Genomic DNA, 10,019 nt, shown 5'->3' with positions numbered 1-10,019 from the left:
GTGATGCCTTCCAGGCGGGTGTAGGCGGGTTATCGAGGTGAGGCAAGGCACAGAGCCTTCGTGCCGGTGTGCCAGACGAGGACCGTCTCGGGGAACCGCGAGCACGGGCATTTGGTGGGCTGATCGATGACACCGACGACGGCGAGCGCCCCGTCCCGTGTGCAGCCGACGGGGGCGAGGTCGGGCGTGTAGCAGTCGCTGGCGGTCACAGCGTCGGGCGCGGGGCGCGCGGTCTGGCTGGGCTTCGGGGCCGGCCGGGGCGTGGCGGCTTCGGCCGGGCGGTCCGTCCACGAACTGTCATCGAGCAGCACGTACGCGAAGGTTGCGGCCGAGCCCATCCCGACGATGACGAGCAGCGCGACGTACGCGAGGGCGCGTATGGCGGCAGTGCGCATGGGTGTGGGTCCTTGAGGTATGGGGCCGGGCCCGCGTGGGGGTGGTCGCGGGCCCGGCGGTCTTGGGATGGGTCAGAGGTGGGCGTCGTCGCGCCGGTCGTGGTCGGCGGCGTTCGCGGTCTGCGCCTCGTAGTCGTCGGCGGCGCGCTGCTGGAGCTCGGCGCGCGTGGCGTTCGCGTCCTCGACTACGGGGGTCGGCTCGGGCGGCATCAGACGGTGCCTGCGATCGCACGGAGGCGGAGTGCGTACTCGCCGCCGGTCTCGCGCGGGCGGAGCATCGGCATCGCGAGCGAGGCGAGGTCCTCGGCCTCCTGGGCGACGATGTCGGGGAGATCGGCGAGGACCTGCTCCTTGGCCGCTTCTTCGGCGTCGGAGAGGGTCTGGATGTCGAGGACCATGAACGGCTGCCCGTTCTCCAGACACGCGGCGGTGGAGCAGAGGAGCCGGGCGGGCCAGCTCGGCTCGGTCAGCATCTTGTGGAGCGCTGTGTCGATCCAGCTGTGATCGGTACGCTCGGGCATGTCATTCCTCCTGTGTGGCAGGCGGTTTGGCTGGCCCCGACCAGAGGCGCAACTCCGGTCGGGGCCGTTCCAATTGGGCAGTCGCGGACTGCTTGCCCATGACTGTAGGGGTCCCCTACAGTGTTGGCAAGCGGCCCACCGGAAGAGAGGGCCGGCGTGGACGAAGAGGAGGTGCGGCGGGTGGCGGACGCGCTGGATGAAGTCGAGCGGATCGAGGATCCCGAGGCGCGCGTGCGGGCCAAGAGCGCCGTCATGGCTGCGCAGGTGAAGCGCAACAGGGAGTGGTCGGCGGAGCGGCGGGAGATGATCCTCAAGCTCAACGACGAGGGGCGCGGGCTCTCGTACCGGCAGATCGCGGACCGTCTCGGCTGCAAGCTCAGCACGGTGCAGGATGTCTTCCGCGGCTACTCCGGCTCGGGTACGGCCCGGCCGAAGAAGGAGTCCGATGGTGGATGACCTGATCGCGTTCCTGCGGGCCCGGCTCGACGAGGACGCGGCAGCGGCGGGGGCGGCAACGTGGTGCGCCGACGCGGCAGTCTGGCGTGCCGAGCCCTCGCCGCTCGGCGCCCGAGACGGTGGCCAGCGCTGGTACATCGAGGACGCGATGGACGAAGGTGTGATCACGCACGTGGACCCGGCCGCGTCGGACGGTGAGGGTGTGGCGCAGCACATCGCCCGCCATGACCCGGCCCGCGTGCTGCGCGAGATCCAGGCCCACCGAACCACCGTCGATGAGTACGACATCGCCCTGGGGGCGCCCGCTGCGACGGATCGGGCCGCGTACTGGAAGGGGCACATCGAGACCCTGCGGGAGGTCTGTCTGCGCATCGCCACCGCGTACGCCGACCACCCGGGCTACCGGGAGGCGTGGCGCCCGTAGCCCGCTCGCACGACTGAGCCCCCGGCCATCCGGCCGGGGGCTTCGTCAGGTGTTCCGCAGTTTCGATGGCCAGACTTCATGTTCTGGGTCCCACCACACGACGTGGAAGACGTTGCCGACCAGGAAGCCCCAGAGCCTACCCGCGCCGCCGATGCGAAGCTTCCAGATCTTCGTCATGTCCGACAGGCCAAGGGCGTCAAGTCGGGCCAAAGCCACCCTGTTCGGCAAGGCGTGGACGTCATGGCACTTCCCCGGCCACTCACCTTGATGGAACAGCTCGTTCACCGTCTGGCTCTCAAACTTGGCCATGTCCGTCAGGAGAAGTAGCAGCCGGTCATGATCTAAAGACTTCAGCCCCCACGGACCGTCTATGTCTAAATGAGTCAATCGCCAGCAGACCCGGTCGCTGGAAGTGGCTCCACTGGGTAACAGCGCCTGCGGATCGCCCGTCCGCTTTCGGTCCGCGACCGTGGCGTCCGGGACCTGCTGGATCTTCTTCGGTTTGGCCTTCCCCCCTTTGCGCATCAGTCGTCTTCGCGACCCACCAGCGCGCCGAAGAAGTCGGCGATCTCCTCGTCCCGCAGTTCCTCGTTGCTCCGTTTGAGGTCATCCTCGACGCCGGCTCGCCTGCGGGCGTCGAGCCAAGGGCCCGGCCGGTGAGTCATCGCTGACAGTTCGTGGGCGGTGTAAGCCTTGAAGCTTTCCAGGACGATGTTCACCGATTCCCGCTCGTCGTCATCCAAGACGGCGGGGTCTCCGATGATGTCGCCGTGGTCGAGCCGGTACTTCCCGCGGTGCTGGTCGTACAGCTCGTAGACCACGGGGCCGTTGGCCCACGCCTCGAACCGCTCCGGGAACAGCTGCCGGTCCTCCCACGCCATGTGGTAGCCGTAGGCGAAGTAGCACAGCTTCTGCAACTTCATCGCGGACATCGGCGCTTCCTTAGCCAGTATGTACGCGGCTACGTCTAACGCTGTCGCTGCCATGATCGTCCCCTCTAGTGCCCCTCGCTCACCGTAGGCGAGTCGCCCCCAGTCGCGACTCGGCAGGTCCACGGGCAGCGCGGCACTTCCCCCAGGTGGCCCACGGTATCGGTCACTTGCCCGTCCACGTAAGAGGGCGGGTGAAGGTCTGGACAACCCGTGACGCATCGAACGGAGGGGCGAAAGAATGACGTGGTGGGGCCCGGTCGGTGGCCAGGCGTCCACGCCAAACGGCCGCGCGACGAAGCCCCCCGACTGTCATGTTCGGGGCTTCGTGCTGCCGGATGCCTGCCACCTACACTCGAACGCGTGTCCGATTCAGCTGCCGAGCGGCTCGCCAAGCTGCGCTTCCTGCGCCGCGTCCAGGCGCAGGACCTCGCGCGTACAGACCGCTGGATCGCCGACGAGGAGCAGCGCACCGCCGCCGCGCAACACCAACCGCTGGCGCCCGCGCCCGGGTGGATCGTCCAGCGCCTGCCCAGCGGAACCAGGCAGGTTCTTCACGCTGCGGACTGCTGGGCATCCGGGAAGGCAACGCAGACGGTGGACCGGGCCGAGGCGATCGAGGCACTGGCCGACGGTGCCACACCGTGCGACGTGTGCCAGCCAGACAAGGTGCTTCGGGTGTCCTGACGCACGAGCGCCCGCCCCGGGGACTCGCTGGGGCGGGCGTAATCTCGGAAGAGGCGCGCTGTCGGCTGGCGACAGGCCGAACATTTTGGCGATCAGTCTGGTTTGGCGATCTCCTCTTCATCGCGCTGACGGCATTGGCGGCAGAGGCCGTCCGAGGAGGCGCCCCCTTTGGTGTAGAGCTGGGTTCCGCAGGCAAGGCATTGGCCCGTGGGTTTCTGTTGATATCCGCATGAGGCGCAAAGGCGCACGCCACTGGCTTGGAAGACTCGGGGCGAATGGCAGTGCTGGCAGTCCCAAGAGCGTCCACCGATTTCGTGGTCATGCTTGAACCGGGGCCAGGCGCTCCTACGGTCTGGGGTGAAGTCGCGATCCATGCCTCGGTAAACGAGTTCCGCCGCCGATCCGCTGCGGCTGAATCCGCACATTCGCCCCGATGGGGGCGAGTTCCGGCACACTGCCGTGTCGCCCCCGGAGGTACAGAAGCCCTCGAGTTCCCGCAGCTCAAGGGCTCTGTCGTGTCCGGGCGAACGAGCGCCCGCCCCGGCGCCGATCCGAGGCGGGCACGGTGACGCGGTTACGGCGCGAGGGCGTAGTCCACCTGCTGCTGCCCGCAGCCCTCGGCGACCCTGGCGAGCGCGGCCCGCTCCGCCTGATCGGCGGCCAGGCTCCAGCGCAGCTTCGTCCCCACCCACTCCGCGACGTACGTACAGCGGACGCCGGCGAGCGGCGGCAGCCACTCGGCCGGGTCTTGGTCGCTCTTGGACTGGTTGGCGTTGTCCGTGACCGCGATGAGGGAGACGTCAGACCCGAGGTCGTTCGCGTACGCCTGGCGACGCTGCGCGCTCCACGCGGACGCCCCGGAGTCCCAGGCCTCGGCGAGCGGCACCACGTGGTCGATGTCCACGTCGCCGGGGGCGGTCCACGTCTCGCCGTCGTAGTAGCTGAACCACTCGCCTCCGGTGACCCGGCACCCGGGCCCGATCGTCGGCTCGATACGGGATTCGGCGATCAGCACCTCGGCTCGGGTGTTGCAGCCGTCGCGGTCCTCATCGGTCCAGTGCTTGAAGCTCGTGCGCTGGTACCCGGTTCGGTCCTCGTCGGCGGTGGGCAGCGCGTTGATGCTCGCCGTGAGCGACATCGGCGCCGCGGCGGGCTCGGGTGCTGCGGCGGCCGGCGTGGTGGTAGCGAGGGGCAGGGCGAGCAGGGCGGCGGCAGCAAGACCGCGGGTGATCAGGTTCATGCGCTCTTGGTACGCGCGGCAGTAGAGGAGTTGAGGGTCTTCCACAGACTGATCACTCTCATGGGGGAAGTTCTCATACCGGGGTTCAACTACGCAGACCACCAGTAGGGTCCCAGCCATGGATTGGGGAGACGCGCCCGCTTGGGGTGCATTGGTGCTGGCGGCCGGGGCGTTGGGCGTGGCTTTGAAGGCACGAGGAGACGGGAAGCGGTCGGCTGACGCCGCGCAGGCTTCCGTCACGGAAGCCCGGCGGTCGGCTGCGGCCGCAGAAGCATCGGTTGTCGACGGCCGCCGTTCCGCCGACGCAGCCGAAGCAGCGCTGGCCGAGCAGCGCAGGGAAGCAGAGGAGCGGCGGGCTGCGGAGGCTGAGGCCGCTGCGCCCAAGGTGGCTATGGTTCTGCACCACCGCAGTCGGAGCAGGTTCCAATTGGCGAACGAGGGAACCGCCCCGGCCCACAACGTGCACTTCGCGGAGGAGATTCCCACGTTGATCGGCAACCTGCCCGCGGGGTTGACGCTCGGTCCTGGTGAAGTTGTGGACTTCATGATGGCCGGAGACATGGTAAACGCCATTCCGCCGATGGTTCTAGTGCAGTGGGACGGGCAGGAAGCTCCCGTCCCATTACGTGTGCCCTAGCTCAGTTCACTCCTACGCGCGAGGCGTCCCGCTGGCGCTTCTTCGCCGCAGCGCGTCGTGCCCGCCGCTCGGCGGCTTCCAGCGCCGCGTACAGCTGGACCAACTGCTGCGGGGTGGACCAGGCGCGGCGGCCGCCGACGACTTGGACGGGTGCCGCACAGTCGAACCCGTTGTCGCAGGTGACGAACTCCGCCTCGTCGACTCCGCCGTGGTGGAGGATCAGCGGCCCCTTGCACCAGGGGCACGGGCGGGGCATGGCGTCGTGCCGGCGCTCGGCGCCCAGCAGCTGCTCGATGCGGCGCGCCGCATTGCTGGCGACGCGGTTCAGGAGTTGCCAGTGGTCGTCGGTCAGGGGTGTGCAGGGGCCGGCCTCCCCGTGGGCGCGGGCGCGGAGCCACTGCGCGGCAGCGGTCGCGGTGCGGGGGCCGCGGTTGTAGCGCCAGCGTGCGGGGTCGCGGGCGTCGTGTGCGGCCAGGCGCTCGATGTCGAACTGGACCGGGTCGAGCGACGAGGGGCGGCTGCTGGTGATGGCGGCGCGCTGGATCTCCGAGGCGATCTCGTCGGCGACCTGGAGCAGCGCGGTCTCGACCGTGCGCATCGTGTCGAGGACGTGCAGGCGCAGCGGGGCGCCGACTTCGCGGAGGACGAGGTGCTCCCGCTCCTGGGTGAGCGCGACTTCGGCGGCGTCGTGCTGGTCGAGTTGGGCGGTGTACTCGGCTGGGTCGGCGGGCGGCCAGACGGAGGGGCTGCGGGTGTCGAGCAGGTCGCGGAGCGAGTCCCAGTTGGTGAGGACGGTGGTGAGGGCTCTGATGGTGCTGTCGGTGGTGGTCATCGCGTGCTCCTGTGTCGCGGGGCGGTACGGTGATCAGCACCTGGGGGCGCGCCTGTCCTGGTCAGACGTTTGCGGCGCGCCCCTCCTGCATGCTCAGGAGCCGAAGGCCCCGTCGTCGACCAACTTCTGGACCCGCGCCGTGAACCGCTCGCCGAACTCGGGGCCGATCCTGTGGGCCAGGGCGAGCAGTTCGGAGACGAGTGCGGCCGCCCCGTCCTCGTTCATCAGGTAGAGAGTTCGGGCCCGCTCGGTGGTCTTGTTGATGCGGCCCTCCAGGAGGGCGGCGAGCACGGGCTGTCCGTTGGCCGTTTCGACGAGGGTCACGGTGGAGTGGTCGAGGAGTACTGCGTTCCGGTCGTCGAGGATGACGCCGTGGCGGTCGCGGGGTCCGCCGGGGCCGACGATGTCTCCGCCGGTCTTGCGGGGGTCGCCGCTGATTCGGCGGCCGGTGTTCTTCTTGCTCATGAGGTCGGTTCCTTCGGTCCGTCGAGGGCGGCCAGGGTGGGGCAGGCCCCTGGCGTGGGTGCTACGTACGGGTCGCTGCCGCAGCAGCCGGCACAGCGCATGCCCGCATCGGCGTAGTCGGCGGGACGGTGCAGGGTGCGCACGCGCTCGATTGCGGCCTCGTCGGGGGTTGGCGGCCGTACGTCCGTGGGATGGGCGAAGGTGATGGGTGATTGCGGGGCCGCGTCGTGGCCGCGCGCGATCCGTACGGCCTCGCGCGCGGCCGCCGTACCGCCGGTGGCCGGGGTCGGCGGCATGCCGATCACATCGAGCAGGCCCTCGCGGTCGACGTCGTCGAGCTGGTCGGCGAACTCCTGCAACCGGCCACGCAGGTCCACGGTTGCCTTCGTCTCGGCAGCGCGCCGGTAGACGTTGAGGCGAGCGTGGGCCATCGTTCGCCGAGCGTCGTCGCTCAGGTAGCTGTCGGCGTGGGGGAGCATCATCGCCAGGGCGTCGGCGTGTGCCTGCCGCACCTGGACGTCGAGCGGGATGCTCTGATCGGGGGCTGCATCGGTCGTCAGGACCGGGGCGGTCTTGTTGATGTCGGTCCGTACGCACAGGTCCTGGTTGCACCCGCAGTCCGCGCACTCCCAGCAGAACGGCTGCTCACGGTAGTTGTGGTAGACGACGCCGGGGCCGCCGCATACGCAGCACGTCTCGGGCACGGGATCGAGGGCGGCGCTGAGTTCGACCAGGCGGGCGTCCCACCAGCGGGAAATGCTGGTGCCGAGCGGGATGCTCGTGGCGCGCCAGGTGATACAGAGCGCGCGAGCACGCGCGACGACGTCCTCCGCCCGGTGCCGCGCGTCGCCCACCGTTTTCAGCTCGATCTCTCGCCGCCGGACGACGGCCTCCCAGTCGACCCCTGCGTCCTGCTTTTCCGAGCCGGGCGCGGGCAGGGTGCCGTCGAGGTACGCCTTGCCGACAGCAGTCTCCAAGCTGCCGACCATCTGCTGCATCGCCTGCTCGGCGGTCTGGCCGTCGAGGATCTGCACGGAGATGGCCAGGCCAGCGAGCATGCCGGACACGAACACCGCAGCGGTGCTCTCGTCGCCGGGAGTCGCCGCGTCCTTGAGCTCCTGGACGATCGCCTTGATGTGCGTTCGGGCGCGTTCGGTCATGAGGTCGGCTCCTTGATGTCGTCGGGGCAGTTGGAGCAGCGGGCGCCCATGGAGCAGGTGCACGGCACCGGGGTCGGCTCCTGGGTGGAGTGGGGGCAGTGACGGCACCAGCCGAGACCGGCTTCGACGGCGTAGTACCGGCGGTTGTCGGCCGGGCTTTCCTCGGTCTCGGCCGGTGCCTCGAAGTTGCCGTCAGGCCACGTCGGAGACAACAGGTTGATCACCTGGCGTGGGTTCACACCGGTACTGCCCGCCGCTACGTACGCGCGCATCTGGTCGACCGTGCGCTCGATCGCGGCTTCCGCCCGCTGCGCGCGGTCGTGCTGCTCCGCGCTGTCGCACGGCTCGACCGGACCGTCGGTCAGTCGGTCGAGGACATCGCGCCAGTACTCGGCGAAGATGCCGCGCCCTTTGCCCCGGTCGAGCATGTAGCGGAGCTTGTGCAGGGCCTCGTGCGGGGTGGGAAGTTCGGCCGCGGTGCTCGGGGTGGCGGCGACGCGCGCGCGTCGCAGCAGCTCGTCGAGCATCCCGGCCGACCCTGGGACCGCACGGGCCAGGATCGTGTTGCGGAGTGCCTCGCTGGTGAACTCGACCTCGCACGTCGGCCCGCAGAACCGGTGGTCCCCGGCCGCGTGGGCGCGCTCGGTCTCCTCCTGGTCCTCGCGCTGCTCCCGCTCCTCATCGGTCTCCGGCTCGGCAGGGCTGGTGGTCCCGGTGCGCTTCCGCTCGGCGAGGTAGTCCTTGAATTCGTCGATGGCGGCTTGGTCGCCGGGGCTGAGGACGGTGCGCGGGTCGTTCCCGCAGTGTCCGCGCGGTGCTGGCTGGTCCGGGTGCAGACGGGCCAGGTGCTCGGCCATCAGGCGGCGCGGTACGAGCTGATGGTCACCGCAGTGCGGGCACCGGTCACGCACCTCCACAGCGGCGGCGGGGTTCGTGGGCTCAGGCATGTGGGCCTCCGGGATGGTGAGTTGGTCGGGACTGGCCTCACGGCGGCCGCGGGGCCGGTGGTACTTCGCGGCGCAGACCGGGCCGCGACCGGCCGCTCGGGACGCGGGGTCCGTGAGCGGCCGGTCGCAGTCGTCGCACACCACAGGCACGGTCGGATCGACGACCGACGGGAGGACGGTGTGCGTCACCGGGTGAGCTCCCGCGTCCGCTGCGCGAGCTCTTCCGACCGGCGCTCGCGCTTGCACGCCTCGCAGTACGACCGGCCGTTCGGCGTGTACCGGCCTTCGACGGCCTGGTCGTGCCCTTGACCGCATTTGGCCGGCCGTTCACCGAGACCGGTGAGGTACCGCAGTGCCGCGCGGGTCTTCGCGCGAGCCGGCTCATCGTCGACGTGCGCCGGGGCGACGCAGTGGTTGAACCCGCACTCGGCGTACGCGTACCCCTGCGGCTCACGGCCGGTGCGGATACGGAACGCGATGGCGGCAGCCGTATGCAGCTTGTCGCCGTACCGCATGACCGGCGTGCCGCTGGTGCTCTGCCGACCGCCCGTCCATTCGAGGTGCCCGCCGTCGACCGACCTGGTTCTCGCCGCCCACTTCTGCTCCAGGGTCAGCGGTTGGGCAGGGACGTTCGGGATGCCGAGGCGCCGGCGAATGCGAGCGACCCGTGCCTTGCAGCAGTGGATCTGCTGGGCGATCCCGGTGTTGGACATCCCGCGGTGGAGGAGGCTGATGATCTGAGCGTCGGTAACGTTCTGGTTCACGGGGCATCAGCCCGCTGGCTGGTCTCGTCGTGGACCAGGCGCCAGCGCCCGGCTGCGTACTCGATGCGCTCGTTGCCGATGCCGCTCTCGATGCCGTCGTTCCAGGCGTAGGGCCTTGCGCCGGCGTCGACGAGCGTGTTGAGCGCGTCGACTGCGGCCCGCCACGGATCGACGTCGAGACCGAGCGCGCGGCGGGCGGCGGTGTTCTCGCCAGAGGTGGCGGTGAGCAGCTGCTCGGCGAGGAGTCGGGTTTCGCGGCGGGCGCGGCCGGCCTCTGTGCGCCAGCGGGCTACGGCCTGGAGGGCGCGGGTGAGGCGGTGGCGGTAGTGCTCGTGGTCGCGGGCGGCCTGCAAGCGCTCGGTGATGATCCCGGAGCAGACTTCGGTGAGGGCGTGGTTGGCGGCGGCGAGGTCGGCCCTCGTAGCGGAGTGGGCGTTCACGCTGCGGATGGTCTGGCGGAACTGTGCGCTGAATGCGGCGGCGTGGGCCTGCTCGGCGGCGCGGAGGCTGCGGGTGGTGGTGAGTCCGAACATCGGTGCTCCTGGGTTCGGGGCACCGGGGT

The 10,019-nt window shown here is 69.9% G+C and carries 16 protein-coding genes; 4 read left to right on the top strand and 12 right to left on the bottom strand.

Features of this window, described 5'->3' with window-relative positions; genetic code table 11:
- Positions 1 to 29: 29 nt before the first annotated feature.
- From IEY79_RS05840 to IEY79_RS05830, 3 genes are all read right to left on the bottom strand, one after another.
- Positions 30 to 395 carry a hypothetical protein gene (locus IEY79_RS05840; protein WP_189106216.1) on the bottom strand — a complete coding sequence of 122 codons (366 nt, stop codon included), beginning with the start codon at positions 393 to 395 and terminating at the stop codon, positions 30 to 32.
- Positions 396 to 467: 72 nt separating this feature from the next.
- Positions 468 to 605: a hypothetical protein gene (locus tag IEY79_RS05835; RefSeq protein WP_189106215.1), complete on the bottom strand. Its 138-nt coding sequence runs from the start codon at positions 603 to 605 to the stop codon at positions 468 to 470.
- Positions 605 to 916, bottom strand: a complete 312-nt coding sequence (locus IEY79_RS05830; protein WP_189106214.1) for a hypothetical protein — start codon at positions 914 to 916, stop codon at positions 605 to 607. Before IEY79_RS05830 ends, IEY79_RS05835 begins: the two co-directional genes overlap by 1 nt.
- Positions 917 to 1,072: 156 nt before the next feature.
- Here IEY79_RS05830 and IEY79_RS05825 point away from each other — a divergent pair, with 156 nt between their 5' ends.
- Both IEY79_RS05825 and IEY79_RS05820 read left to right on the top strand, forming a co-directional pair.
- Positions 1,073 to 1,372, top strand: coding sequence for a helix-turn-helix domain-containing protein (locus IEY79_RS05825; protein WP_189106213.1), 300 nt, complete (start codon positions 1,073 to 1,075; stop codon positions 1,370 to 1,372).
- Positions 1,362 to 1,796: a DUF6221 family protein gene (locus tag IEY79_RS05820; protein WP_189106212.1), complete on the top strand. Its 435-nt coding sequence runs from the start codon at positions 1,362 to 1,364 to the stop codon at positions 1,794 to 1,796. The genes IEY79_RS05825 and IEY79_RS05820 overlap by 11 nt, the downstream gene beginning before the upstream one ends.
- Positions 1,797 to 1,841: 45 nt before the next feature.
- On the opposite strand, the gene IEY79_RS37240 is transcribed toward IEY79_RS05820, so the two are convergent.
- Positions 1,842 to 2,321, bottom strand: a complete 480-nt coding sequence (locus IEY79_RS37240; protein ID WP_229700677.1) for a hypothetical protein — start codon at positions 2,319 to 2,321, stop codon at positions 1,842 to 1,844.
- Positions 2,321 to 2,782 (bottom strand): Panacea domain-containing protein, encoded by a 462-nt coding sequence (locus IEY79_RS05810; protein ID WP_189106211.1) that lies wholly within the window; start codon positions 2,780 to 2,782, stop codon positions 2,321 to 2,323. Before IEY79_RS05810 ends, IEY79_RS37240 begins: the two co-directional genes overlap by 1 nt.
- A 306-nt stretch (positions 2,783 to 3,088) precedes the next feature.
- Here IEY79_RS05810 and IEY79_RS05805 point away from each other — a divergent pair, with 306 nt between their 5' ends.
- Positions 3,089 to 3,412 (top strand): DUF6233 domain-containing protein, encoded by a 324-nt coding sequence (locus tag IEY79_RS05805; protein WP_189106210.1) that lies wholly within the window; start codon positions 3,089 to 3,091, stop codon positions 3,410 to 3,412.
- A 574-nt stretch (positions 3,413 to 3,986) separates the two neighbouring features.
- Here IEY79_RS05805 and IEY79_RS05800 read toward each other — a convergent pair.
- A complete protein-coding gene (locus IEY79_RS05800; protein ID WP_189106209.1) occupies positions 3,987 to 4,652 on the bottom strand; it encodes an HNH endonuclease family protein in 666 nt (221 codons plus the stop codon).
- Positions 4,653 to 4,770: 118 nt separating this feature from the next.
- On the opposite strand from IEY79_RS05800, the gene IEY79_RS05795 reads away from it, so the two are divergent.
- The gene (locus tag IEY79_RS05795; protein WP_189106208.1) at positions 4,771 to 5,289 is read left to right on the top strand and encodes a hypothetical protein; all 519 of its coding nucleotides are present in this window, start codon (positions 4,771 to 4,773) and stop codon (positions 5,287 to 5,289) included.
- Position 5,290: 1 nt separating this feature from the next.
- Here IEY79_RS05795 and IEY79_RS05790 read toward each other — a convergent pair whose 3' ends face one another.
- From IEY79_RS05790 to IEY79_RS05765, 6 genes are all read right to left on the bottom strand, one after another.
- The gene (locus IEY79_RS05790; RefSeq protein ID WP_189106207.1) at positions 5,291 to 6,121 is read right to left on the bottom strand and encodes a hypothetical protein; all 831 of its coding nucleotides are present in this window, start codon (positions 6,119 to 6,121) and stop codon (positions 5,291 to 5,293) included.
- A gap of 93 nt (positions 6,122 to 6,214) precedes the next feature.
- Positions 6,215 to 6,586 (bottom strand): hypothetical protein, encoded by a 372-nt coding sequence (locus IEY79_RS05785; protein ID WP_189106206.1) that lies wholly within the window; start codon positions 6,584 to 6,586, stop codon positions 6,215 to 6,217.
- Complete coding sequence (locus IEY79_RS05780; RefSeq protein ID WP_189106205.1) at positions 6,583 to 7,746, bottom strand: hypothetical protein; 1,164 nt, start codon at positions 7,744 to 7,746, stop codon at positions 6,583 to 6,585. Before IEY79_RS05780 ends, IEY79_RS05785 begins: the two co-directional genes overlap by 4 nt.
- Complete coding sequence (locus IEY79_RS05775) at positions 7,743 to 8,882, bottom strand: DUF6011 domain-containing protein (RefSeq protein WP_189106204.1); 1,140 nt, start codon at positions 8,880 to 8,882, stop codon at positions 7,743 to 7,745. Before IEY79_RS05775 ends, IEY79_RS05780 begins: the two co-directional genes overlap by 4 nt.
- A complete protein-coding gene (locus IEY79_RS05770; protein WP_229700676.1) occupies positions 8,879 to 9,457 on the bottom strand; it encodes a hypothetical protein in 579 nt (192 codons plus the stop codon). The genes IEY79_RS05775 and IEY79_RS05770 overlap by 4 nt, the downstream gene beginning before the upstream one ends.
- On the bottom strand, positions 9,454 to 9,990 hold the full coding sequence (locus tag IEY79_RS05765) for a hypothetical protein (protein WP_189106203.1): 537 nt from the start codon (positions 9,988 to 9,990) through the stop codon (positions 9,454 to 9,456). The genes IEY79_RS05770 and IEY79_RS05765 overlap by 4 nt, the downstream gene beginning before the upstream one ends.
- Between the last annotated feature and the right edge of the window lie 29 nt (positions 9,991 to 10,019).

Source organism: Streptomyces camponoticapitis, assembly GCF_014646115.1.
Taxonomy (GTDB): Bacteria; Actinomycetota; Actinomycetes; order Streptomycetales; family Streptomycetaceae; genus Streptomyces; species Streptomyces camponoticapitis.
This window is presented reverse-complemented; position numbering and strand designations above follow the sequence as displayed.

What these genes read in the sequence shown, in the direction of transcription:
- IEY79_RS05795 (WP_189106208.1), top strand. Translation starts at nt 4,771, where the DNA reads ATGGATTGGGGAGACGCGCCCGCTTGGGGTGCATTGGTGCTGGCGGCC.
- IEY79_RS05780 (WP_189106205.1), bottom strand. Translation starts at nt 7,746, where the DNA reads ATGACCGAACGCGCCCGAACGCACATCAAGGCGATCGTCCAGGAGCTC.
- IEY79_RS37240 (WP_229700677.1), bottom strand. Translation starts at nt 2,321, where the DNA reads ATGCGCAAAGGGGGGAAGGCCAAACCGAAGAAGATCCAGCAGGTCCCG.
- IEY79_RS05790 (WP_189106207.1), bottom strand. Translation starts at nt 6,121, where the DNA reads ATGACCACCACCGACAGCACCATCAGAGCCCTCACCACCGTCCTCACC.
- IEY79_RS05820 (WP_189106212.1), top strand. Translation starts at nt 1,362, where the DNA reads ATGGTGGATGACCTGATCGCGTTCCTGCGGGCCCGGCTCGACGAGGAC.
- IEY79_RS05765 (WP_189106203.1), bottom strand. Translation starts at nt 9,990, where the DNA reads ATGTTCGGACTCACCACCACCCGCAGCCTCCGCGCCGCCGAGCAGGCC.
- IEY79_RS05830 (WP_189106214.1), bottom strand. Translation starts at nt 916, where the DNA reads ATGCCCGAGCGTACCGATCACAGCTGGATCGACACAGCGCTCCACAAG.
- IEY79_RS05785 (WP_189106206.1), bottom strand. Translation starts at nt 6,586, where the DNA reads ATGAGCAAGAAGAACACCGGCCGCCGAATCAGCGGCGACCCCCGCAAG.
- IEY79_RS05800 (WP_189106209.1), bottom strand. Translation starts at nt 4,652, where the DNA reads ATGAACCTGATCACCCGCGGTCTTGCTGCCGCCGCCCTGCTCGCCCTG.
- IEY79_RS05840 (WP_189106216.1), bottom strand. Translation starts at nt 395, where the DNA reads ATGCGCACTGCCGCCATACGCGCCCTCGCGTACGTCGCGCTGCTCGTC.
- IEY79_RS05835 (WP_189106215.1), bottom strand. Translation starts at nt 605, where the DNA reads ATGCCGCCCGAGCCGACCCCCGTAGTCGAGGACGCGAACGCCACGCGC.
- IEY79_RS05810 (WP_189106211.1), bottom strand. Translation starts at nt 2,782, where the DNA reads ATGGCAGCGACAGCGTTAGACGTAGCCGCGTACATACTGGCTAAGGAA.